At 32.2% G+C, this 22,506-nt stretch carries 27 protein-coding genes; 1 reads left to right on the forward strand and 26 read right to left on the reverse strand.

Features of this window, described 5'->3' with window-relative positions; genetic code table 11:
• Positions 1-279: 279 nt before the first annotated feature.
• The 22 genes from K337_RS19300 to K337_RS0112860 form a co-directional block, all read right to left on the reverse strand.
• Positions 280-876, reverse strand: a complete 597-nt coding sequence (locus K337_RS19300; protein WP_051251775.1) for a phage baseplate assembly protein V — start codon at positions 874-876, stop codon at positions 280-282.
• The gene (locus tag K337_RS0112750; RefSeq protein ID WP_028856947.1) at positions 876-1,910 is read right to left on the reverse strand and encodes a phage late control D family protein; all 1,035 of its coding nucleotides are present in this window, start codon (positions 1,908-1,910) and stop codon (positions 876-878) included. Before K337_RS0112750 ends, K337_RS19300 begins: the two co-directional genes overlap by 1 nt.
• Positions 1,907-2,122, reverse strand: a complete 216-nt coding sequence (locus K337_RS0112755) for a tail protein X (RefSeq protein ID WP_028856948.1) — start codon at positions 2,120-2,122, stop codon at positions 1,907-1,909. The genes K337_RS0112750 and K337_RS0112755 overlap by 4 nt, the downstream gene beginning before the upstream one ends.
• The gene (locus tag K337_RS0112760; RefSeq protein ID WP_028856949.1) at positions 2,115-4,562 is read right to left on the reverse strand and encodes a phage tail tape measure protein; all 2,448 of its coding nucleotides are present in this window, start codon (positions 4,560-4,562) and stop codon (positions 2,115-2,117) included. Before K337_RS0112760 ends, K337_RS0112755 begins: the two co-directional genes overlap by 8 nt.
• 135 nt (positions 4,563-4,697) lie before the next feature.
• The gene (locus K337_RS0112770; RefSeq protein WP_028856950.1) at positions 4,698-5,051 is read right to left on the reverse strand and encodes a phage tail assembly protein; all 354 of its coding nucleotides are present in this window, start codon (positions 5,049-5,051) and stop codon (positions 4,698-4,700) included.
• A 508-nt stretch (positions 5,052-5,559) separates the two neighbouring features.
• Positions 5,560-6,075, reverse strand: coding sequence for a phage major tail tube protein (locus K337_RS0112775; RefSeq protein ID WP_028856951.1), 516 nt, complete (start codon positions 6,073-6,075; stop codon positions 5,560-5,562).
• Entirely contained in the window at positions 6,075-7,523 is a 1,449-nt protein-coding gene (locus tag K337_RS0112780; protein WP_028856952.1) for a phage tail sheath family protein, read from the reverse strand. The genes K337_RS0112775 and K337_RS0112780 overlap by 1 nt, the downstream gene beginning before the upstream one ends.
• Positions 7,523-7,813 carry a hypothetical protein gene (locus tag K337_RS0112785; protein WP_028856953.1) on the reverse strand — a complete coding sequence of 97 codons (291 nt, stop codon included), beginning with the start codon at positions 7,811-7,813 and terminating at the stop codon, positions 7,523-7,525. Before K337_RS0112785 ends, K337_RS0112780 begins: the two co-directional genes overlap by 1 nt.
• A 9-nt stretch (positions 7,814-7,822) precedes the next feature.
• On the reverse strand, positions 7,823-8,302 hold the full coding sequence (locus K337_RS0112790) for a hypothetical protein (protein ID WP_028856954.1): 480 nt from the start codon (positions 8,300-8,302) through the stop codon (positions 7,823-7,825).
• Positions 8,303-8,415: 113 nt separating this feature from the next.
• Positions 8,416-9,309, reverse strand: coding sequence for a prohibitin family protein (locus K337_RS0112800; protein WP_037029909.1), 894 nt, complete (start codon positions 9,307-9,309; stop codon positions 8,416-8,418).
• Positions 9,310-9,326: 17 nt separating this feature from the next.
• Positions 9,327-9,878 (reverse strand): phage tail protein, encoded by a 552-nt coding sequence (locus K337_RS0112805; RefSeq protein WP_028856956.1) that lies wholly within the window; start codon positions 9,876-9,878, stop codon positions 9,327-9,329.
• A 21-nt stretch (positions 9,879-9,899) separates the two neighbouring features.
• Complete coding sequence (locus K337_RS0112810) at positions 9,900-10,217, reverse strand: head-tail joining protein (RefSeq protein ID WP_028856957.1); 318 nt, start codon at positions 10,215-10,217, stop codon at positions 9,900-9,902.
• A complete protein-coding gene (locus tag K337_RS0112815; RefSeq protein WP_028856958.1) occupies positions 10,207-10,518 on the reverse strand; it encodes a hypothetical protein in 312 nt (103 codons plus the stop codon). Before K337_RS0112815 ends, K337_RS0112810 begins: the two co-directional genes overlap by 11 nt.
• A 10-nt stretch (positions 10,519-10,528) precedes the next feature.
• The gene (locus tag K337_RS0112820) at positions 10,529-11,557 is read right to left on the reverse strand and encodes a major capsid protein (RefSeq protein ID WP_037029911.1); all 1,029 of its coding nucleotides are present in this window, start codon (positions 11,555-11,557) and stop codon (positions 10,529-10,531) included.
• Between the two features lie 31 nt (positions 11,558-11,588).
• Positions 11,589-11,912 carry a hypothetical protein gene (locus K337_RS0112825; RefSeq protein ID WP_028856960.1) on the reverse strand — a complete coding sequence of 108 codons (324 nt, stop codon included), beginning with the start codon at positions 11,910-11,912 and terminating at the stop codon, positions 11,589-11,591.
• A gap of 15 nt (positions 11,913-11,927) precedes the next feature.
• Positions 11,928-13,052, reverse strand: coding sequence for a head maturation protease, ClpP-related (locus K337_RS19305; protein WP_051251776.1), 1,125 nt, complete (start codon positions 13,050-13,052; stop codon positions 11,928-11,930).
• A complete protein-coding gene (locus K337_RS18515) occupies positions 13,039-14,562 on the reverse strand; it encodes a phage portal protein (protein WP_051251777.1) in 1,524 nt (507 codons plus the stop codon). The genes K337_RS19305 and K337_RS18515 overlap by 14 nt, the downstream gene beginning before the upstream one ends.
• Before the next feature lie 23 nt (positions 14,563-14,585).
• Positions 14,586-15,026, reverse strand: a complete 441-nt coding sequence (locus tag K337_RS18520) for a phage antirepressor KilAC domain-containing protein (protein WP_051251778.1) — start codon at positions 15,024-15,026, stop codon at positions 14,586-14,588.
• Positions 15,027-15,035: 9 nt separating this feature from the next.
• The gene (locus tag K337_RS19310) at positions 15,036-15,734 is read right to left on the reverse strand and encodes an antA/AntB antirepressor family protein (protein WP_051251779.1); all 699 of its coding nucleotides are present in this window, start codon (positions 15,732-15,734) and stop codon (positions 15,036-15,038) included.
• A gap of 11 nt (positions 15,735-15,745) precedes the next feature.
• The gene (locus K337_RS18530) at positions 15,746-15,982 is read right to left on the reverse strand and encodes a hypothetical protein (protein WP_037029913.1); all 237 of its coding nucleotides are present in this window, start codon (positions 15,980-15,982) and stop codon (positions 15,746-15,748) included.
• Positions 15,979-17,766, reverse strand: coding sequence for a phage terminase large subunit family protein (locus K337_RS0112855; protein ID WP_028856961.1), 1,788 nt, complete (start codon positions 17,764-17,766; stop codon positions 15,979-15,981). Before K337_RS0112855 ends, K337_RS18530 begins: the two co-directional genes overlap by 4 nt.
• Complete coding sequence (locus tag K337_RS0112860; protein ID WP_028856962.1) at positions 17,766-18,218, reverse strand: hypothetical protein; 453 nt, start codon at positions 18,216-18,218, stop codon at positions 17,766-17,768. Before K337_RS0112860 ends, K337_RS0112855 begins: the two co-directional genes overlap by 1 nt.
• Before the next feature lie 159 nt (positions 18,219-18,377).
• Between K337_RS0112860 and K337_RS0112865 the strand changes: the two genes are divergently transcribed.
• The gene (locus tag K337_RS0112865; protein ID WP_028856963.1) at positions 18,378-18,575 is read left to right on the forward strand and encodes a hypothetical protein; all 198 of its coding nucleotides are present in this window, start codon (positions 18,378-18,380) and stop codon (positions 18,573-18,575) included.
• Positions 18,576-18,610: 35 nt separating this feature from the next.
• On the opposite strand, the gene K337_RS0112870 is transcribed toward K337_RS0112865, so the two are convergent.
• The 4 genes from K337_RS0112870 to K337_RS0112885 form a co-directional block, all read right to left on the reverse strand.
• Positions 18,611-19,117 carry a hypothetical protein gene (locus tag K337_RS0112870; protein ID WP_028856964.1) on the reverse strand — a complete coding sequence of 169 codons (507 nt, stop codon included), beginning with the start codon at positions 19,115-19,117 and terminating at the stop codon, positions 18,611-18,613.
• Positions 19,110-19,412, reverse strand: coding sequence for a hypothetical protein (locus K337_RS0112875; RefSeq protein ID WP_028856965.1), 303 nt, complete (start codon positions 19,410-19,412; stop codon positions 19,110-19,112). Before K337_RS0112875 ends, K337_RS0112870 begins: the two co-directional genes overlap by 8 nt.
• Positions 19,413-19,592: 180 nt before the next feature.
• Positions 19,593-20,615, reverse strand: a complete 1,023-nt coding sequence (locus tag K337_RS0112880; protein ID WP_028856966.1) for a hypothetical protein — start codon at positions 20,613-20,615, stop codon at positions 19,593-19,595.
• A gap of 1,375 nt (positions 20,616-21,990) precedes the next feature.
• Positions 21,991-22,293, reverse strand: a complete 303-nt coding sequence (locus tag K337_RS0112885) for a hypothetical protein (protein ID WP_028856967.1) — start codon at positions 22,291-22,293, stop codon at positions 21,991-21,993.
• Positions 22,294-22,506: the final 213 nt, after the last annotated feature.

Consider the following 22,506-nt stretch of genomic DNA (forward strand, 5'->3'; position numbering starts at 1 on the left):
ACAGGATTTTTTCCTGTTTTTTTTATTTAATTGATTTTTTATAATTTATAAGTGATAATAAATACGAGTATAGTTTGTCATATATTCTTTTCCTTTTTAAAAGCCTTAATTTCCTAGAGTTAAGGCTTTTACTATTTTATTTATAATTATTGATAAAATAAATTTGCTTTTTTGGAATTTATAATGAATACTATGAATAAGAAGACCTGTTGATCTTCATGTTAATTACCTTTTAAAAGCCTTGACTTGCAGAGTTAAGGCTTTTACTATGTTAAAATACTATACTGGAATTGTAGTTGGTCTATTTTCTGCATCTTTATGTTTGTGGAGGTCTACATCTCCCTTAGGAGTGGTCAATTTTTTGACTCCTACTTCTTCAGCGGTAACATTTTTAGCAGTTGTCATTGCGTTTATATCTAGTGAAGTTCCTGCAATAGAAGTAGCTTTTGAATTAATAGTTAAGCTATTTGTTGTCATCACTATGTTATTAGAAGATATATTTATATTATTAGCTCCCTTTATATCTATGTCTCCTACACAATTAACTTCTAATAAGTGAGTTTCAAAATTATATTTGATCTTAGTTCCATCTGGAAAGATAATATATTTCATCTTACCGGTATCTTTTGGTAGATTTTTGCCAGTGGAATAACTCCCTAAAATAAAGCCTACATTAGGTGCATTAGGTAAGAATACACAAACTACGTCTTCTTTTACACTAGGCATTGAATAATTTTTTTCTGTATTTGTATGATCTGTTAAAACTTGTAAAGGTTTAGAAATTTCTCCAGGAGTATCATCAAACTCAACCCTTGCTGTAGTTGTCTTATAACTTATAGAGGATACCTTTCCAGTCCTTAAAAACCTAAACTCCATTAAAAGTCCAACCTCCTTCTCATATTTAAACTGCAGATATATTCCCTGGTAATATCATGAGTAACTGAAGTTATCAGATACACTCCATCATACCTTCCAAATCCTAAAATTTTAGTTGTGAGACCTGCCAAATATTCTGGATCTCCCATATGAGATATTTTTATTTTTGTTTCATTTTTATTCATATTTCTAAGTATCTTTTTTGCTCGTTCATTTAAAAACTTTTCTTTCTCTTCTTTTGTTATTCCTGTAACCTTTGTATCTATATTTTTATAGAGAATCTTTCCTGTTTTCACTTTGTAGAACAAACTCATAGGAGCTTCGTATTCACCTTTTAAGAGCTCTCCTAAGATTGGATCATAGAATGTTAGCTTGCATCCCTCATAGACCTCTAGGTCATCACATTGAAGGTTATAGCTCATTAGATCTGATTTATTAAAAGTAATTACAGTTTCTTTGTTTTCATATGTCTTCTCATCAAAAATAATGATTTTATCCGTAGTTATCTTTAAGGCCATTCCCTGTTCTTTTGATATTCTAGATAGTAGACTAGCATCTGATTCTTTTAATTGATTAACTTTATCAAAGGTAAACTCTTCAGGACAGTCATAGAATAGATTCATGGAATAAGTTTTTGATATTTCTTGTGCGATCTCTCTAAGAGATACATTTTCCCAGGTATTATCTTTTTTTACTCCTTTAAGATCTTTTGTTATATCTATAGAAGTTGCTGAGATATTCATGGTATCTGGAGTTCCTGAAAAAGATAGATCATCTATGGTAAAAGTTCCACATTTTAAGATCCTGTTATCTCCTTCATTTCTCCAGTTAATCACTCCTAATTCGATTTTAAGCTTATCTCCCTTTAAGATAGCCCATTCCTTAATCCATTTATCTCCCGTAAGGCTGAGGGTCACACTATCTCCTTTATCTAGGTTGTCTGTGTATGAAAATCCTTTGATATATGAAGATATGTCTCCTGTAATGTCTTTTCCTTCATAGGTTACAGTTAAATAGGTTCTCCTGGATATCATGGCTGCCTCCAAGGTGGAACAGTTAAGTTTTTAGTATTAGGAATATCAGGACATATCAGTTCTATTCCACCACTGAAGATAGCTATATTCATGTATCTGGGGTTAGATCTTATTAGTGATTTAGAGAATTTATCTTCTCCATATACTTTAAAACTAATATTATCCCAGGTATCTCCCTGGATAGTTTTGTATATATCCACTTCTCTAGTCAAAACTTAACCTCCTTTCAGTTTTAATATCTTCAGCAATTGTATCTTTAACAATTTTCTTGATTATTTGCGCAAGATCCTCACTTGATTTTTTTAGGATCTCACTGATATTATCTACATTACCTTGAATAGTAGGATTAAAATCTATCTTAATCTCTATCTTTTTATCAGTAGAATTGTTAACTAATTTCTTCTCAACTTTGGAAGTTAAAGATGGGATCCCATCTCCAGCAAACATTCCTAATTTAGCTCCTGCATGATACCAAAGGCTTTTTGATTGTCTAGTTCTATCATGGGGAACTATAGTTTCTGGTGCATCTCCTACTAGCGCTAAGTGAGGAGTATTTACCGTTCCACCTTTTGCATAAGCAGGAACATTGTTAATATTTTGTTTTCTGTTCCAATTACCAGATAGAGCAGATTTTGAAGGTGACTTTAGTTGTTTAGTATTCCTATTCTGTAATAAATTTGAAGTTTTAACTTTTTGAAGTGAGGGCAGCTCTTTTGTTTTCTCACCTTTAAATTTCTTATACCAATCATATATTCTTTTAATGCCCTTTAAAAACATACCCAAAGGACTGTATTCAAATACTTTAAAGATTGGAGATTTTTCAAATACTTCCCATAATTCCAAAGTTTTATCTTTCATCTTTCCTATATTGGTTTTAAATCCATTCCATAGTTCTATAGTTTTAGATTCGATCTTATCAAAGTTCTTATAGATTAAATATCCACCTGCAGCAACTGCAGCTAAAATTAAAAGGATTGGATTAGACATTAGTGCGGTAAAAGCTGTACCCAGAGCGCCTACTCCAAAAGTGGCTGCTCCAATAGCTAAATTTACTCCTACAAACCCTGTTGCTGTGAGAGTTAGAAACTCTGTTAGTCCTGGGAATTTCTGTGCAAACCCTGTAATTATCTGAGAGCCTTTAGTAAATAGTTTTGTCAGAACTTTTAAAGGAGGTAATAAGAAATTAGTAAAAGCCAGACCGAGGTTAAGTAGTGATTTACCTAATATTTTTAATTGAGCTGAGGCAGTACCGTTAACATTATTAAATTCATTATTGACACTGTTAGCCACTTTTTTCTTATCATTAATCATATCTAAGTTATTTTGTAATTTCCCTAATTGATTAGTTAAAGGTAGGAGTGCTCCCACTGCTTCCTCACCAAACAACATGGTTCCTATAGACATTCGTTTACTTTTATCCACATTTTCAAATGCTCCTAGAACCTTCTTGATAGTTCCCATAGAATCTTTTTGCATATCTTTTGCAATCTGAGCTGAGTCAAAACCTAGCGCCTCAAAGGCTTCTTTTCTGCTCTTACTAGCTGATTCACCACTACTCATAGTGGAGTATAGTTTTCTTAATGCAGTACTGGCAGTACTTGCATCTTTAACGCCAAAATCAATAAGACTTGCACCTAAAGCTGCAGTTTCAGAAACTGTTATATTAGCCATTTTTCCTAAAGGTCCCATAGCAGTTACAATGTCACTTACTTGAGCGGGAGTAACTTTGATATTATCTCCTAATGTATTTATCTGATCTGCTAATCCCATAACTTCACTTTGAGTCATTTTCAGGGAGGTTCTCCAGGTGGCAAGATTCCCTCCGGCTTTATCTGCGTCAACACCAAAAGCAACTGCTACCTTTGCAGTATCAGCGGTAAACTTAGCTAGTTCTTTTTGTTCTATCCCAGCTTGACCTGCAGCAGCAGCTATCTCATATATCTCAGTATTCATCAAAGGGATATCCTTTGTTGTCTGCAGTAGTTCTTTTCTAAATTTTTGGATTTCTTTAGGGTCACTGATACTTAATTGTTTTTTCACATCTGCAAATGCAGCTTCATCATCTATTGCCAACTTAACTCCTACTCCGATCATGAGAGCAGGAGGGATCATTTTCTTCATCCTTTTTTGGCCGTTATCTTTATAATCTTTAAATCGCTTCTGATTTTTTCTCATTTTCTCCTGGATCTTAAGATTTCTTTGCATCTTATCTCCAAGTTCTTTTTCACCTTTAGAGAGCATCCATACCCTTGATTTAGCTTTAGATAATTCATTACTATATTTTTTTGTGGATTCTTTTGATTTAACTAAAGTTTTATCTAATTGTTTCTGTGTTTGTAATGCTTTTTTAAATTCAATAGTTGCGGCTTTACTGGCTTTTCCCGATCCATTAACTTGAATCTTTAACTTCTTTATCTTATCTGCTAAAATTTCTGATTCTTTGCTGTTCTTTTGAAATTCAGCACGACTTTTAATAAATTGATTTTCTAGTTTAGAGCTTTCTTGTCTGGCTTTTCCTAAAGCTTTACTTCTTGTTTTCATTTGCTTCATTTCTAAGCCTAATTTTTCTAATTCCTTACTAGCTTTAGTAAAACTTTTCTTTACTGATGGATTAAGGGCTCCACCTATCTTAATAATAAAGTTTCTATTCATCAGGTATCGCCTCCATCCATTTAACTAGATCTATAAGTTTCAAATCATTAAAAAATTTTATCCCAGTTTTAGTAGCCTGTCCTATCTTTATCATATTGCTCCTAAACTTTAAAATTTTTTCTGGTTCATTTAGATCTACGATAATAAGAAACCCTTAACCACTTCTACCAAGACATCAAAATCTGAATGTTTTAACTCTAAGATAGCTTCATAAGGTAGATCTGCAGCTGCAGCTCCTACGGCAGCTTGATATGCCTGTCCGAATTTAATCTCTGAACTAGAACTATAATATTTACCCTGGGAGACTACCTCTGCTTCACACAACTTAGCTCCAGTCAAAGAATTGAAATCCATTTTTACTTCTTTAATCTCCACATCATTAAATTTAACAGGGTGTTTTAAATTAATAGTAGTTACTCCACCGACTACAGTTACATAGTCTTTTTTTATTTTTTTATCTACTGATTTAAGTTCTTTATTTTCTTTCATCCGGTTCTCCTTTTTTATTTTTTAAGTTGACTTTTAGTAATTATTAAGGTACTAATACTAGTGTATTGATATTATAGCTAGTAAATATTAATGCCATATGTTTCTTTCCTCAAAGAGTTCTTGTTGATTTTACAGGGGCTTTTTGTTTTAGAGGATTATTATTTAATTTTTTAAATTCCTTCTTCTATCTTTCCTTCTGATTACTTGTCTTCAGGCATTTTGTTTTTTTTCTTTCATTTATTCCTTGACTTTTAGTATTTTTAAAGGTATTAATACTAATGTGCTAATATCAACACCCAGTAGTATTGGTACCATAATTTCTCAAAGAGCTCTTGTTGATTATACGAGAGCTCTTTGTTTTAATAATATTTATTACTAAAAACTTTTAAGTTGACTTTTGTTTATCTTTGGAGTAATAAAATAGTGTAATACTGTTTATTAGACCAAACATAATTACAACCTTCAAAGTTAAAAAGTTCGCGTTGACTATACGTGGACTTTTTACTTTTTATAGGAAATCATCATTATCTAGATAATTGATACCATCTACTACAAATTTATTGTTAAGTTTATCAATATGAAGAGTTTCTATCTCATCTACAAATATTCTTAAACTAATTACTTCAAATTCTGCTTCTGTATCCATAGCTTTAGCTGTTTCTGCTTTTCCTAAGTTTTTGTTCTTAGGAGTTACTTTAGCCATGATTCTAATCTTTCTATTTTTCACCCTTCCTATAGGACTTCCTGGATCAGCCATCTGAAGATTACCTCTAAAAGCTAATTGATGCATGATAGGTGCAAGAAGTGTTGTAAATTGAGCATTAACCGCTCTCTTCTTTATTTTCATTCCCATAGATTTAGTTAACCCGGCAATAGGAACTTCTAATTCTCCTGCTATTCCAGAACCTGTAACTGTATCGGTCATAAACTGGATATTAGGTAATTCTACGTCTACTGTTCCTATTTCTTTTAATGCATTTAAATACAAACTAAATCCTTGTAGGGATATTGGAAATCCATTCATTACTTACCACCTCCAAATAGTTTCTTTAAGTATTCTGTATCATACTCTAGAGCTGATTCTATCTTTTCTGCTACTCCTACTGGAGTCATATATCTTTTAAAATTGTACTTTCCATCCATTAACTTAGTAGTTGGATTATCTTGTTTATTAAACTCGATCCTTCCGCCTAAAATGGCTCCTGTAGTTACTAATCCATTGTAGTAGTCGTTATAGCTGTCTACGATCTTATCCATTAGCTTATTATTAGCCGGCTTATCTACATCTAACCAGTAAGTCAGAGTAAAGTTGTTGTTATCCCAGATAAACATCCTCTTACAAGAGATTGTATTATCTTTAATATCTCTATTAGCTGGATAACATCCAGTTCTATTCCCCCATAATCTCCAACCGTTATTAAAGTTAATAGAAGTTGCTACTCCATTATCATTTAGATAATCAGCCTGGGTTAATAGAAGATCTACTTCTGTTTTATTCTTCAGACAGATCCCTGTGATATTAAGAGGTTTATTAGATGGTGATTCATATGGGATATCTCCATTTTTAGTATCTACTGCATACATAGAAGCAGCTACTAAAGTAGAAAGGTGGTAAAGAGTTTTGTCGATTAATCCCATTGGCCAAAAATTATACAAATTTTCATGGATATAATTATTATCGTTTTTCCATGCAGTGACCTTGTTATACTTATCAATCGTTGTTGAATCTATATCGGCTAATGCTATGCCGGTAAAGACCTCATTGATACTTTTCATAGCAGATACAAGGACTGTCATTACCTTGCTCTTATCGGTCCATCCAGGGGCTAATCCGATGTTAGGAACCTTATTAAATTTAGGAAATACCTGATTTATCAGAGCTATTCCTTCGGTCTTTAGAGTAGTTGTATCAATCCCTCCTATAACATCTGCTTCAGTTACTAAACCAGGTTTTAGTTTATCGTAGCTTACTTTTCCTGCGTTTAGAGTTCCTGCTAATGTTTCATCTGTAATTATGATACTTACAGATCCATCCTCATTGAATACTGCTGTATATTTTTCTTTAGGAACTGGACTATCATCAGATTGTTTTAAAGATAAACTCGGTAACAAAATTCCTTTATCAGCTATAGTTCCTTTTTTCTTAGTAAATGTGATATCTCCATCACTAACTGCTTCCTTATGGGTAGCAGGATCCAAGACATTTATGAGAACTACTGGTCCTACTTTAAATAACCTAAAAAATACATCTATAGCTTCACAAAGGGTATAACTCGCCCAATCATCTGAATATCCAAAGGCTTCTATAGCTTCTCTTTCTGAATAACAAAGAACAGGTTTATTGATCTGAGGTGTCTTTGCTAAATTTACCGGTGCAGTTCCTATAATTACTGCGCAATTCCCACTTTCTATTACACTTGCTATAGAGGTGGAGGTTTCACTTGTTTTTACTCCATGATTTATATTTCCCATTAGCTTAATACCTCCTCTAATGCTTTATTAAAAAGGATATTTGTTATAGTTCCTGGTTGATCTATTTCATTTAAAGATTCAACATATTTATCTTCAGAAACAAATAGAGGAGCTATAGATGGATATTTTTCTTTTAATTTCTCTATTTCTTCAGGGAGATTTCCTCGAAAGATAGTTCCTTTATCTAAAATCCCTCTTTGGACTCCTGGACCTATATAAAATATGCTCACTTTTTTTATCTCTTTTGGTTCTTCTATTTTTTTCTTTTTAGATTCTTTTTTTACTGCCATCATTCCTCCCTACAGATAGTCATCTTGTGGCTGTGTTACTGCTATTTCAAAGGTACATTTAGTCTCACCGAGGTAATGGGGGAACTCAATCTCTCCATAGACTTCATGTTTCATAGATCTCTTTAATATCCCAAACTGAAAATTGGTATCTTTAAAGAAATCTTCCCTGATCTTATCTATCACTGAGAGTACATCCCAATGACCAGTTGCATGTGTCAATTTAACTAAAGGTCTACTCTTTTCCCTTTCTCTACTTAACCCAATAGTTCCATATAAGATATTAATATCTGCAATACCGCTTAATTCTTTATCTTCAATATGGGTAGTTTGAATTAATATATATGGTTCTCCTCTCACTGCTGATTTAGGCAGTGCGCCTGTTTCAACTAGTGGTAAGACAAATTCACCTTTATCGTTTATTAACTGAATACCTTTTACTGCTTCAGTTATTCGTCTTTTTATCTCTTGTTCTAAATTTCTTACTGACATGGCTTCTCCTTTTTATTGATATTTATTGGCGGGGATTCTTTAACGACATTTGAAATATCTTTAACAGTATTTAAAATTTCCTTACCTATATTTTTAGTTGACATAATGCCTCCTTAGTTTCTAATATCTATTATTGGAGTTCCTCCAGAAGTAACTTGCGGTAATTCTCCATTCCATCTTAGGGTTTGTTCATATCTAATTAATTCATCTGATAAAGATTTTTTCTTTAGATCATTGGCTTTAGATTGGGCTTTAGCTACAGTTAATATTCTCTCTGCTTCAGCTTTAGCTTGAATTAATTTAACATTTGCTTTTCCTTGCTCCTGGATAGCATTTCTTTCAGCTTCAATTTGAGCTTTTTGTTTTTCAATCTTTTGTCTTTCTAATTCTTGTTGTGTATTTACTCTTTGTTGAATAACTGTAGCAGTGGCTTTATCTAGTCCTATTCTTGAGAAATTAACAGATTCAATGATTATTCCATCTTTAGCAAACTTTTCTTTAATATGCTGATAAGCCTTTAAGTTTAGATCTGCCCGTTTAGATCCATAAATATCAAGGACACTAAATTTAGAAGTTACCTCGGAAACATATGCTTTTATCTTTACTCTGGTATATGTATTCTGAATAAGTTCTCCACTTTTACCTTTAAATCGAGTAAATATTTTAGCAACTTTATTTTCATCATATCTATATGAATATTCTAAATCTACATTTACCATCTTTCCATCTGAAGTAGGAACTATAAAGGAATCATTATCTTCTGAACCTTCCCTTTCATCTGCAGATAAATATGCTTGTTCTGTTCCTACGGTATATTCTGTTACATTTTTAAAAGGATTGATAAGGTTGTATCCTTGGGTTAACACCTTTTCTTGAACTCCTCCATTAGGGCTATAAACAACACCTACATATCCTGCGGATATTCTATGACATGATTTAGTCATCATTAATATCGCCATAACTATTACAATCATTACCGCACTTGTTTTTTTTCCATTAATTATCATTTTTGTCCTCCTAATTTTTATTTTTCAAAGAATTTTTCTACTTGTGTTCCTAGGTTCTTTTCTAGTTTTTCTTGGATAAGCTCCTCTATAAATTCAATTACATTATTTGTTTCTAGCATCCCACCGGTAGAGTATCCTCTTTGTAAACTAATGGGATTTCTTTTCTTCCCGTCTCTTCTGAATACCTGAACATTCCCAGGTTGATTCTTGGGAGCATTAACAAATCCTCTTTTTAGTTCTTTAAGTCCACCGCTCCTGCTTTGAGCTACTTTGATAGGACCGTTACTTGGGATATCTACTTTAAATCTTTTAAGAGTAAAAGTATCCTTTTTCCTGTTATTTTTAACCTGGGCTACTGTGTTGCTTTCACTGGCTTTTTTTATCGTGATACTGGCATTTATAGGTTTCTTGTCAATATAGAATTCATCTATAATACGACTAACTATATCTCTTTTAGCTTCCAGGGCTGCCTTATTAGCAGCCCCTGAAACTACACTTTCAATACCATCTGTTATTCCCTCTAGTTCCTTTGTTATTTTAGCGAGTAACTTGCTATCTATTTCAATCATAAAATTTCACCTTTAGTAGAATTATCTATAATTAATAGCTATATCTATTCGGTATGTATTCCCTAGATCTTCTATGTCTATAATCTCATAAGAAACATCATCCATCTCTACTCTGTCGTTAGGGGCTAAATTTGATGGGAAGTCTGTTTTTCTAATAGATACGCATATCCCATTGGTATAGATCCCCATCTGTTCAGCTTTACCTTTGTATTTTGTCCTGAAGGTTTCAGATGATTTAACTACTACTATTTCATTACCTTCAAAGATAACTTTTTCTCCTATTTCTTCAGGATCAAAGAAAAGATCTAGATCCTCATCCATCAGATCTTTAAAGTTCATCTTCAGCCTCCATAATTGCTTCTATGATCTCAGCTTTTTTAGTCACCTTTAACTCTAGTTCCATATCCACTGCAATCTCTTTTAGATCTGCGACATTTAATTCATCTAATTCTTTTCGTCTTTTTTCTTGTGCTAATTCTTCAGGAGTTTTCTTCTCCTGGAAGTGAGACTTTTTTTCAGTTACAAAATCAGATTTAATTAGATCGACTGCATCTTTATCTTCTAATTCTATAACTGTGCCTGGCTTATATGTTTTCCCTTTATATTCAATGGCTGTTAATTTAACTTTACATTTTTTCATTGTTACCTCCCTATATTACTTTAGCTGCAATCCAGCCTTGAGCATCTTCCGGTATGATTAATGGTGAAGATCTGATTTCTAATAGATCTGTATTACCTTCAGATGAAGGAACAGTTTTTACTGCTTCTTTTCCAACAAATATCTTTGCTCTATCTGTGATCTTTTCTCTGAATGGGAAACTTCCATAATTTACTCTAAAACTCTTGGCTTTGAAGTATAAAAGTGTTCCATCTGGCAAGATAGGTTCTTCAGTAGGTTTACCGTATTCCTTTACCCAATCCATGTATGAATAGATCTTGGTATCTATCTCTGGAATATACCCAATGTATGAAACTCCTGGTTCTTTTTCCTTTGGTTTAAGATTGATAAGAGTGTCGTTGAGGATCTTTATCTTTTCCATCAAAGTTTTGTTGTTGATAATAGATCTAGCTACATCTGGGGTAACTATCACTGTATCAACTACATTTCCTGTGTTCTTTTGAACCTCAAGTTTTTGATTACTTAACCATCCAATGATATCTGAACCTTCTGCATCAAACTTATCCGATCCAGTTAATACCTTTAATGCAAAATCTCCATATCTGATACCTTCTTTTCCATTACCCATTGGAAATACTCCAGTCATTATCAATTGAGATAATGCCCAAATCTTAGTTCTATGGGCTATTGTTTTTAATGTCTTTAAATCTTCAGCTACTTGTTTCTTTAAGATCTTATTCAGATCTTTTTTACCAGTAACATAGATTCCTTCACCAAATTGCTGCTGATATGCTGAGTCAGCAGTTGCAGGTATCTTCAATGAGATAAATGGAGGTTTGTATCTTTCAACTGCAAACCCATCTCTTTCGATAAGGATTCCATTAGACATAGGACCTACAAATGCTGCTCTTACTCTTCCATTGTCCTTAGAGTGGATTTCTATCTCTTGGACTACTTCCTCTATCTCTTTACCAATTAGAATATTCCAAAGAAAATTAACTGGTCTTTTTACTCTTTCTATTGCTGCGGTTATCTTTCTCGCCTCATATGGTCCTGGCATTATTAATCACTCCTTTTGTTATTTAAATTTTTTATCTCATATAGATATTTTTAGGAATACCATTTATTCTTATTTTTTCTATATCTGTAGCATCTTCTTTGATAACTCCACTTTTATAGAACATTCCACTAACATAAACCATTGCTGTTTCAGTTGTTTTGACTTCTACATTTTCACTTAATACTCCAAAGAACTTAGTTTCATCTGTACACTTTGATAGCTTTAAAGTAGTGGGATCTAATTCTAAGAGCATCCCTCTAGTATAAGTTCCTGCAACAAATCCCATAGGTTCTACTAGGTAGGGAACTACTCCTCCGGCTTTCAGGTTTTCAGGCATTATTTTTTCTTTTTCCATTTAAAATCACTCTCCTTATTCGATCCCATTTGCTAACGCTACTATGTCATCAATCTCTTCTTCTTCCTGCTTGATCTTCATCTCTTCTGGAGTCATTCCATCTAATATTTGTTCTTGGACTCCTCCAGCTTTTGCATCATCGATCTTGTTTAGCAAAATTTCCATTTTATTCTCAGGTTTAGGTGGAACTTCAACATTTTTAGGTTGAGTTGCCATCTCTTGAAGAATATCAGTCATTAATTCTTGGTTTGTAGACTCTATAGGAGTTTCAAATTTAGCTTTTTGAATACATTCTAATGGTCTTCCTGCCCTTTGTTCTATTGTTTCTAGGTTTTGAATTCTTGTTCTTTCCTGGCTAACTCCTACTTGAACTATTTGTTTATATAGTTCCGGATGTTCTTGCATTAATTGCTCTAAACTCATTTCATCAACTCCCTCTGTATTTTTTAAATTCTTGTTTATTGGATTTTCTATTTTCTTCATACTATTTTTAATATTTTCTTTTTCTAAAAATTCATCTAGATTTTTAAATTCTGAAACATTTAAAATTTCTTCAGTACCGCACATAAGCATATTATTCTGAAAACTCATTTGAGCTTTGCTTTCACTCTCTATGTTAGTTACAAAACCATGTGCTAAAGCGGTCTTAGCGGTCATCCAGGTAGTTGCATCCATTTTCTCTATAAGATCGTCACGAGTGATATTAACTTTGCTTAAATAGGCTTCTATGGACACTTCTCTAAATTGATCTAGATCATCAGCTTGCTTTCTAAGTTCTTTAGCTTCTCCACCAGTCGCTCCATAATATGGATTGTGGATCATCATCATAGAAACCTTGCTCATATGTATCGTGTCTCCTGCCATGGCTACCACAGTGGCAATAGAGGCGCAAATACCATCGATAAATATATTTACTTTAGCTGGATGCCTTTTTAAACTGTTGTATATAGCGCATCCTGCAAATACTCCGCCACCACGAGAATTGATTCTGACATCTATCTCACTGATATCTCCTAATGCATCTAATTCTTCATTTATGTTTTTAGGAGTAGCATCAGCAAACCAACCCTCACCTACTACTCCATAGATTCTTATCTCCGCTTTCTTTTTGCTTATCATTACCGCATTAAGTAAGTTCATCTTCCTCACCTTCTTTAGTTTTTTTGTTTTTAGATTCTTCCTTGTTTGTTAAACCAAATTTTTTGATCTTCTTTACCTCTCGCCCACGTTGCTCGATATTATCATCAATATCACTACCATTAAGTTCCATACTTTCTCTCCCACCTGTGCTTAAATTATTTTTGATTCTAATTTCTGCAGCTTGAGCTTCTTTTTTGGGATCTAATGATCCTTGAGCTTGTCCAAACCATTGAGTTTTTAGATATGCTCTTCTTTTAAAAGGATCTTCATATCCAGGAAGATCTATATAATCCATGGCTACACAATAATCCATAAATTCCTCGTAGATAGGTTGCATAAAATCATCTGTAAACCATTGTCTTCTTGTTTTTAACATCTTCCAGGACTCTAATAGAGCTCCCTTTGAAGCTGAATAATTATTAGAGAACTTTAGTAATAGTTGCTCAGGAGCTAATTCCAGAGCTGCGCCTAAATGAACACACATAGTATCCATAAACTTTGTAAATCCAGAGTTAGGTCTATTAGAATCTGGAAATACTATCTTTTGTCCTGGAGGTAAGCCAGTAACAACTCCACTTTTTAACGTGATATCTTTTCCATCTTTAGGTTTAAAAGGACTTTTAGATTTAGTTTCCACTGTTTCATTTTCTATAAATGCTGCAAAATATGAATTAATAGTAGCTGCCATTAGTTCTGCATGGGTAAACTTTCTCATTTGGTGGAGGATTTCAAGAACTGGAGCAATTAAGGGGATCCCTCTTCTCTGTCCTATCCTTTCTTTGTCCATTAGGACCAATAGATTTTTCCTACCTGTTTTACTTCCATGAACTTGGATCTTAGTAGTCTCAGATCCTTCTTTATTCTTTTTAAAATGATAAGCAATTATTATCCCGTTTTTATCCTTTTCTACGCCGTTTTTTATATCTTTATCTCCAGTATCCGAAGGATTGATACAACTAGCAGGATCTAATAACCTTACTTTTAATCCGAATAGTTCTCCTGGATGAAGTTTAAATGATAGAGCTGCGAAACATTCCCCATCGATTAGAGAAGTTAATATAGCCAAGGATTGAATATGACTCAGTTTAGATTGTCTTCCCCAATCACATTCAGTAGATCCTGCCCACATTCTCCATAGGTTCTCTATATTTTTTTCTATCTCTTCTTTTTTTTCTTGTTCCAACCCCAGTATGCTATTATCTATAGATGCTTTTAGTTTTATCCCTGTTCCTATAACATTGGATCTGATTCTTTTGATAGCTCCATTTGCTATGGCATTTCCCATAAATTCATCTCTAGATCTAGCCACTAAGATATCTTTTGATTCCCCTATGTCCACATCAGAACTATTTATCTGATCATCATAATCCATAGCATTTTGAGTTCCTGCCCCATGGTTATGATATTGAAGTACATTTTCATAAGTTTTCTCTGCATCATAAAGACGTGCTTTATTCATGACTCTCTTAGCTGCTAATCCAGGGAACATTTTTTTTAATGATAGTTCCATCTGCTCCTCCTAAATAATTCTATTTATAGATTTTTATTTAATAATTTACTAATCAGATCTACACCTCTTTGATAAACTAGAGTTTTAATGTTTATAGATATTTCTCCATTCGATTTGGTAAACTTAGTTTCTATAGTTCTAAAGCATCCATTATCTATGTATTTTTGATAAGGCTGGTTATTTTGCATTAATATTTTTTTTCTCTTTAAAAATTCAAATAACTTTTTTCTTCCATAACCTTTTTTATTTATAACTTTGGCAATTACTCCTAAATCTAGGGCGTCTCTAGATCCTGTTATTGTTTCAAAAAATTTTATTTTGTGTTTATCCTCTTTTATTTTTTGTTTTAAAACTTGTATTTCTTTTTGCTCTTTTATCCAAGCGTTAGCTCTTTCTATTGGATCAGTTATTTTATAGCTTGGAATTTCCCCATTTTTTGCCAAGACTAAATTCTTATGTTTCATATTTTCCTCCTAAAGATCTAACCCGTATACATGGCCCCATACATCTGAATGATATGCATTTGCTTCCCCGTATCTAGGGCAGGGGACTTTCTTTATTTCATAACCTAATGCAATACTATTACTCTTTAGTTCTTGCCACTTAAAGTTACCTTTGAACTGTTTTTGTGCTCTACTAACTGTATAATAATTATTTAAAATCCCAAGTTCTTTTTGAGTATCATCTAATTCTTCTTCTAGGGCTTTATTATCTGCTAAAACTACTTTTATATGCCTAAATGAGCTATCTTCTCTTTGTAACATCATCAGATTCCCACGAGCTTCTAGTTTTTCCTTTTCTTCTATTGTTGCGACTAATTCTAACAATGCATCTTTATAGCTAATTGGTAATTTATTTTTATTCAATTGTTTCTCACACTCTATAAAATATTGTCTAACCTCTTTTCCTTTTGGTACGTTTGATAGCATAGCCAATTCTTTTGCAGTATCTAATTTCAAAATATATTCTATTCGTGGTCTAGGTACTGATTTTGTTGAATTCGCCTTATAAGTTGTATAATCTACGCCTTCAATTAATCCATAATTGCTATTTTTTACATATGTTTTTATCCAATTGGAAAAATCTTTTTTTACTTCTAAAAATCTATGCAACTCTCTAGCACTAACAAGTTGTTCCCCTTTTTCATTTTTAGTTATTTTTATTAACTCCATCTCTCATCCTCCTAATGTCTTCCTGGTATTACATTTTCTATTGTCATTCCCACATCATCGGGATTTCCATATTTCCGACACCTTTCTTCCCAAAGTTTAATTCCTGATTGTATCTTCCCTATATCTGCTCTTGTAACTTCTTTTCCATCTATGTTATATGCCTGACCTAATAAAACTTTTTCTTCAGCTTTTAAATACATTTTTAATTTCTCCTGGCACATTTCCAAGGTTATCCCTGTAATACTCATTCTTCCTCCCTTTCTAAATATCCAACTTTAGATAATAGACTTAATTCTTCTTTGGATAGAGTTGCTAAAATTTTCATATCATAATCATATATTTCTAGTGCTGCTTCAGAGTAGTTCCTCAGGTCTAATCCTTCATTTCTTTCTCTGATTTTTATCCATTTGTTACTACTAGGATCTCGAACCTCAGCAGTTAAACTCATAAAATATTCTTCAGTATAGTTTCTTGTTGGATTTTTAGGGAAATGACAAAACCCTGGTCCAGACTTTTTAATTCTCAATTTACTCATGGTTGAATCTTTTAATGCGTTGACCCCTACAGAATAAAGATTGATCTCATTATTTTTAGTTTTTCTAAATCCATTGTTTATTGCTACTATTCCACCTTGACCTTTAATTCCAAAGATTCGTTCATCTTCTTTATCAGAAACAAAGTTATATACATTTTGTGTGTTGTACCCAGTATCAATACAAGTTGCAAAGATCTTTAATGGAGTTCCATCTTTAAAATAAAAATCTGATTTTAAAAATTCATATAACTCATTCCAAACTTCTTCTTTTGAAGGATTCCCGTAAAATACCTGGTATGTAATCCCCCAACTTTCACGGCCTAATCCCCAGCCTGTAAGTTCTAACTCAATTCTGTTATGCTGTATATCGACTCCTGCAGTTAGTAATAACACTCCTTCAGGTATTTCAGCCTCATAGGTTTCACGTCTTTTAAATAGAGCTATATAATCAATTGTCTTGATGTTCTCTTCTTCCCAAGTTTCGGCCAATACGGTATTTTTAAATGTTTTTATTTTTTCCATATCACCTTGAGATTCTATCCATTCTTCGACTATTGATTCCCATGTTCTCCATGGACTAGCTAAGGCATTTAGGTGATAGCTTAGCTTCTTTTTCTTTTCAGGAAATTTGTGTACCCATTTTCCTTTAGATTGATTACCTCTTTTCCATTCTTTCTCGTGAGATAAAACACCACATTCATTACAAACCATCTCTACTGTTTCGTGATCATCATCAATCCACTTTAGATTTTTAAAATCTAATACTTGATACTCTCCACAATGGGGACAAGGTAATTTCCATACTGCCTGTGAGCCATTAGCAAACTCTTTCTCTATGGCACTTTTATTCTTTACAGTAGGTGTTCCAGTGATAATACATTTACTCTCATCACCATAAGTTGTTAGTCTTTTTCTTCCAAGGGAGATTACATCTCCTTCCCGACCTGAAGACTCCGGATACCTATCTACTTCATCAAAGAAAATTATTTTAATTGGTCTAGCTGCTAACTTACTTGGTGAGTTAGATCCAATGAAGGCAAGATACCCTCCCGGGAACATCTTATGTGTAACTGTATTCCCTGAGTTCTTGGAATTAGCATCTTTTATCCTGGCTTTTAATACATAGGTATCTCTTATCATTGGGGCTATTCGTTCTTTAGAATATGCTATTGCCATGGTGTCTGTTGGTTGCACTAATAGCATTGGACAAGGATCCAGATGTGCATATTTCCCAAAGATATTATTTATAAATTCTGATTTTGCAAGCTGGGAAGCCATCATAAGAATTGCTTCTCTCACATCTCCAGACTCTATTTTTTCGTAGATCTCTATCATGTATGGAGTTCTCTTTGTCTCCCAGGCTCCGATCTCTTTAGAGCCCTCTGAAGATAAGATCCTATTTGCATCTGCCCATTCACTAATACTTAAATTAAGTGGAGGTTTTAATAAATCCAGGCATTCTTTAAATAATTTTTTTACTTTTTTTTTGCCATTCATCACCTATCACCCTTATTGCTTGGAGGATCATATTTTTCTAACTCTTCCAAGGATTTTAATATATGTTTCTCTACAATCTTTTTAATATCCGGATTTTCATCTTGCTCTATTTCAATAGTAATTTTTCTACTGGTACTGAGGAGCTGGGATTTAAATTTTATTAGCATATCAGATAAGGCTCCTCTGACTACATCATCAGGATAATATTTATCTTTTAATATTTTTAAATTGAATTCTTGAGTTTCTCTTTTTGCTTTTTTTAATTTTTGATCTTCAAGATTATGATCTCCATTTTTACTTTTAATTTGTTTAATATATTCCTTAACGCACTTCCGGTAGATATATTCTCCAGGAGCATATTTAAAATCTTTAAATAGTGTTCTTACTTGTCTCTCAGTGATTAAAAACTGTTTGGCTAGTTGTTTTTCACTGATTAAAATTATTTGACCCATATATCCTCCTAAAATTTTTGGAAGTCCCAAATAAAAATTTTCTAACGGCCAAAGTTCTGCGCCTCAGCGTCGCAAATCTTTTTTCCGAACACCTCACAGTACCTTTTTATTACAATCTGTGTTATGCTTTAATAGAAAGAATAATCAGGAGGTAAAATTATGAAACAATGTGCTTATTATATCGATTGTGCCACGGAAGAAGTTCATAAATCAGGATGTCCCAATATGCCTACCGCTAATAAGATTAACTTAGGAAAGCATACAACTGCTCCTAAAGCAGTAAAGGCTGCATTATCTAAAGGCTTCACAAATGCTAATGGTTGTCCTCTCTGTTGCTCTCTCGCTAATAAAAAGTAAATGACTTTAGTTACATAGTCATTTACTTTTTTTATTTAATCGTCATCCTCTTCTTCCATAAGCATTGTCTCTTTTTGTTTTATAATATCTTTCTTACACTCTTCATATTTAATTTGCTTTAACTTATAATCTATTTGTTCTGTAGATGTCTGAAGGCTGAATAGTTCCTTGCCTAGCTTATACAGTTCTGTAGTGGCTGCTATCCTATTCTTCAAAGCTTCTTCATGTGATTTAACCTTTGGTTTTATACCATTAGCATTTAACTCCATGAGATAAGATAAGTTAGACTGATGGAGAGTTCTATAATCAGTTATGACCTTATTTCTCAATTCAACTCTTTTAGTTATGTCATCTTCAATAAATGCCTGTTGTAATATTGCTTTAGTCTTTCCTTTTTTCCAATTCTCTTTACTAGATAGGTTCCTAAGGGTTCCATAGTTGATCATGTATTCAACAGATATATCCAGTAGATCCATTCCGGCTTCATATGCTTTTCTCATATCTTTCTTTTTATCGTTATTAATTTTTCTGTATCTATTCATCAGTAATCAACCTTAGATCATTTAAATCTACTCCATATCTTTTTTCTATTAGATCTATAAGTAGTTTTCCCATTACACTTTCTGTATTTATCTTCTTTATGATCGCTTCCATGAGCTTAGATGGATCTTTATTACTTACAACATCAAAGCCAGGATTATTAAAAGAATAGACATAACTGTTTGCAAAGATATTTATGGTTTCTAATGATCTATCAGTTTGAAAAGATGAGATCTTAAATTTCTCTGCATCTTCTATCATTTCAGTAAAATCTCTTTCATTCATTTTTAGCATCATGACTCTCACCTCCAAACTACTTTTTTATGTCATAATAATGTCATAAATCACTTAAAATTTTCTACCTCATTACTTAGGGAAACTGTGTCACAATTATTTTTTGTCATTTCTTTTCAATCAATTGTTTTATATAGCTTTTAGCTGAAATTAGTACTTTTATTTTTTCCTCACTTTCTGCGATTAGTGAGGAAAAATTTTTCCCACTAAATAACTTAATTTTTCTTTGTTATTTAAGTGAGAGTATTTACTATTTATTCTCTTTATTTCCCTTCCACGGTTCTTTTTATTGTGAATATTTACTATGTCTATAAGATTAGAATAATCAAATATCCAGGAGTTATCTTCCAGGTATTTATATACACTTCTCTTTGGGGATCGGCCCTTAGATCTGGCTAATTTATTTTGTTTTTTTAGTTCTAAGTAATTTAATTCTAAGTTTGGTACTAATTCTTTTTCTAAATATCTATATGCTTCTTTAAATAATTTTTCCCGGCATAACTCCATAAAAATCTTATCTAAGAGATCTTGATCCCCTAATAGTGCTTCTAATGTATTATCGATATTAAATCTTTCAGTGGCATAGTATTTATATGTTGAGCTGGATAGCCACCACTCCAGTCTGGTTAATTCAAAATTTAAAAGAGTTTTATCGTCTACTTCTCTTTTCTTATCGTAAATTCTAACTTTATGACTTTTCCATCCTCCATCTAGGGTAGAATCTACAAATAATTTTTTATATGATTCATTTAGATTGATATTGCCTATTTTTCTCAATTTAGGCAGTTTAAGGAATAAAAGGATAAAGACTTCTTTAAATTCTTCAAAGATCAGATCCAGGTTTATATTTATCTCTATTTCACTGATCTTAGCTTCAGAAAGATCTATAGATATGTCTTTGCTATTTAATAAACTTATTAATCTATTAATAGATTCTTTCAGTTCAAAATTCCTTGTATTGTATATATTGTGACCATGTAAAATTTTATTAGGATTAAACCTAAGGTATGTAGTTTCTCTTACTTCTCCACTGTCGTAGAGTTTAATAGTTTTTTCTATACTGAAGAGTTCTTCTTTTATCTCAAACTTCTCTTCTATCCATCCCTGACCTTCAGTAAAAAGTGATTTTTTATCTGTTTCTATTTTTATTCCAGAGAGAACTAGTTTATCGATCCCTATCCTTTCTAACTTATCTCTATTTAACATTTGACAAATTCACCTCCTCTTATTAAATTTTATTAATTTTTAACTTGACTAAGCCGGTAAGTAACTGTAGAATGTCTGTGTAATGATGTTATTATATTTGAATAAATATTATTCTCTCTCCCAAGAGATTCATTACAAAGGTTTTATGATTGGCTCTTAAATTAACTTTTAAGAGCCTTTTTTATATATTCATAGAGATATTACATTGATGATTTGTTTTAGGAGGTTCACCTAATGTAATATCTTTAAAAATATATAGAAGATGTTATTTTATTTTTTTGTAGCCCTTTGTTTTCAAGGTTTTTTTTTCACTTAGTTGACTTTAGCGTTTTTTTAAGGTAAAATTAATTTATAATGAGCATACCAATTTGTATACATTCCTCATCCCAGTTGGAATGTATGCTGCTCATAAGGGTAAATTCATTTCGGACAGTGAATTTACTTACTTTTCCTCTGAGCCTCTAGTTATCTAAATAATTAGAGGCTCTATTTTTATTTAGTTAATTTAGTTAATTTTATTTATTTAGATAAACTTGTTTTAAAAGATACTTTGCTATATACTCTATCCATGGTGGGAAAGAGATTTTGAGAAGTTACTACTAGCAAAGGATTTAAGCCCTAAAAAATACAGCGATTTTATATACAACCCACCAGAATAAAATTAACACCCCAAAAGTTAATTTTATTTAAATTCCCTAAAAGAACCACTTTTTTAAGTGGTTCTTTTTATTTGATTTAAAATAAAAGAGTTTGCTTTTTTGTTTATTTAATTTATTTTGTTTATTTAGTTAAACTTGTTTCATAGAAAAAAATTATATATAATAATTCTAAGATGGATTTGACAAAGAATTATTTTAAAAACCTTTTAATTGTTGTTAAAGTCTATGAAACATTTTAGAATCCATCTAGAAAGATTTTCAGCATCTTTCGATTTTTTCATATGGGATCCCTTTTCCTGAAGGGGTCCTCTTCCATTTAAAAGATCTTTATTTTTTTTAATATCTAAAGTGTTACGTTTGACTTTGAAAAAAAAGTTCGATATACTTAATTTAGGTGGATTTAAATTAAACATTATTTAAAATACATAATAAACTGCTTGTTAATACCAAAAATTGCTTTTTTGAAATTTTAAATCCGCCTAAAAAAGACTTTTTTATTGGATTATTATTATATAGATTATTCGCATGAGACCTCTATTTTATGGAGATCTCATTCTTTTTTTCACAACATTAATTTTTTTTAATTAGTATATTGACTTTTATTTAGATTAGATATACACTTGTTTCAAGTGGGTTGAATACAGTCAAAAGTATTTTTATTTTTAATAATTAAACTATTGATTATCCACTTCGCAGAGACTTTTATTTATACGTCTTTAGTTGTATTCCTTCATATGGGGGCTCCTTTCAATCTTGGAAGGAGCCCCTTCCCTATTCAATTTCTTTGCTTTTTTTACACAATAATTTTCAATTTCTAATGTTAAATATTTCTCTTTTGATGGGATTTTATCTCTTATGAATTTATGCATGTTGTCCCAGTCAAAGTTTATTTTTTTATACAGTTGGTCTCTTTCAATCTTTCCCATGGATTTCCAGCCTTTTTTAGCAAGATCTTTTCTTTTATCTTCCAGGGCTTTCATCTGGGTTTGTCTTAATTCTCTTTGCTTTTTCCAGTTCATATTTCCCCCTAATGGGTGATTGAGTTCCCACCTTCTCAATGTTGAATAGTTTCCCGTTAAATTAACTATTTCCCTTATTAAAAAACAAAAAGGAGCGTAAAAACAGGCTAGTTATAGCCTATCTTTACACCCCATAATTTTTTGGTAGTATAAGTTAGAAGGTTTTCCTTATTGTAAGTTGTCCTTTCTTAGTAGCAATATAAATTGCCCTCG

The sequence above is a fragment of the Psychrilyobacter atlanticus DSM 19335 genome (genome assembly GCF_000426625.1).
In the GTDB taxonomy this organism is placed as follows: Bacteria; Fusobacteriota; Fusobacteriia; order Fusobacteriales; family Fusobacteriaceae; genus Psychrilyobacter; species Psychrilyobacter atlanticus.

Coding starts and splice junctions, on each gene's coding strand:
- K337_RS19300 (WP_051251775.1), bottom strand. CDS start 876: ATGGAGTTTAGGTTTTTAAGGACTGGAAAGGTATCCTCTATAAGTTAT.
- K337_RS0112750 (WP_028856947.1), bottom strand. CDS start 1,910: ATGATATCCAGGAGAACCTATTTAACTGTAACCTATGAAGGAAAAGAC.
- K337_RS0112760 (WP_028856949.1), bottom strand. CDS start 4,562: ATGAATAGAAACTTTATTATTAAGATAGGTGGAGCCCTTAATCCATCA.
- K337_RS0112770 (WP_028856950.1), bottom strand. CDS start 5,051: ATGAAAGAAAATAAAGAACTTAAATCAGTAGATAAAAAAATAAAAAAA.
- K337_RS0112775 (WP_028856951.1), bottom strand. CDS start 6,075: ATGAATGGATTTCCAATATCCCTACAAGGATTTAGTTTGTATTTAAAT.
- K337_RS0112780 (WP_028856952.1), bottom strand. CDS start 7,523: ATGGGAAATATAAATCATGGAGTAAAAACAAGTGAAACCTCCACCTCT.
- K337_RS0112785 (WP_028856953.1), bottom strand. CDS start 7,813: ATGGCAGTAAAAAAAGAATCTAAAAAGAAAAAAATAGAAGAACCAAAA.
- K337_RS0112790 (WP_028856954.1), bottom strand. CDS start 8,302: ATGTCAGTAAGAAATTTAGAACAAGAGATAAAAAGACGAATAACTGAA.
- K337_RS0112800 (WP_037029909.1), bottom strand. CDS start 9,309: ATGATAATTAATGGAAAAAAAACAAGTGCGGTAATGATTGTAATAGTT.
- K337_RS0112805 (WP_028856956.1), bottom strand. CDS start 9,878: ATGATTGAAATAGATAGCAAGTTACTCGCTAAAATAACAAAGGAACTA.
- K337_RS0112810 (WP_028856957.1), bottom strand. CDS start 10,217: ATGAACTTTAAAGATCTGATGGATGAGGATCTAGATCTTTTCTTTGAT.
- K337_RS0112815 (WP_028856958.1), bottom strand. CDS start 10,518: ATGAAAAAATGTAAAGTTAAATTAACAGCCATTGAATATAAAGGGAAA.
- K337_RS0112820 (WP_037029911.1), bottom strand. CDS start 11,557: ATGCCAGGACCATATGAGGCGAGAAAGATAACCGCAGCAATAGAAAGA.
- K337_RS0112825 (WP_028856960.1), bottom strand. CDS start 11,912: ATGGAAAAAGAAAAAATAATGCCTGAAAACCTGAAAGCCGGAGGAGTA.
- K337_RS19305 (WP_051251776.1), bottom strand. CDS start 13,052: ATGAACTTACTTAATGCGGTAATGATAAGCAAAAAGAAAGCGGAGATA.
- K337_RS18515 (WP_051251777.1), bottom strand. CDS start 14,562: ATGGAACTATCATTAAAAAAAATGTTCCCTGGATTAGCAGCTAAGAGA.
- K337_RS18520 (WP_051251778.1), bottom strand. CDS start 15,026: ATGAAACATAAGAATTTAGTCTTGGCAAAAAATGGGGAAATTCCAAGC.
- K337_RS19310 (WP_051251779.1), bottom strand. CDS start 15,734: ATGGAGTTAATAAAAATAACTAAAAATGAAAAAGGGGAACAACTTGTT.
- K337_RS18530 (WP_037029913.1), bottom strand. CDS start 15,982: ATGAGTATTACAGGGATAACCTTGGAAATGTGCCAGGAGAAATTAAAA.
- K337_RS0112855 (WP_028856961.1), bottom strand. CDS start 17,766: ATGAATGGCAAAAAAAAAGTAAAAAAATTATTTAAAGAATGCCTGGAT.
- K337_RS0112860 (WP_028856962.1), bottom strand. CDS start 18,218: ATGGGTCAAATAATTTTAATCAGTGAAAAACAACTAGCCAAACAGTTT.
- K337_RS0112865 (WP_028856963.1), top strand. CDS start 18,378: ATGAAACAATGTGCTTATTATATCGATTGTGCCACGGAAGAAGTTCAT.
- K337_RS0112870 (WP_028856964.1), bottom strand. CDS start 19,117: ATGAATAGATACAGAAAAATTAATAACGATAAAAAGAAAGATATGAGA.
- K337_RS0112875 (WP_028856965.1), bottom strand. CDS start 19,412: ATGATGCTAAAAATGAATGAAAGAGATTTTACTGAAATGATAGAAGAT.
- K337_RS0112880 (WP_028856966.1), bottom strand. CDS start 20,615: ATGTTAAATAGAGATAAGTTAGAAAGGATAGGGATCGATAAACTAGTT.
- K337_RS0112885 (WP_028856967.1), bottom strand. CDS start 22,293: ATGAACTGGAAAAAGCAAAGAGAATTAAGACAAACCCAGATGAAAGCC.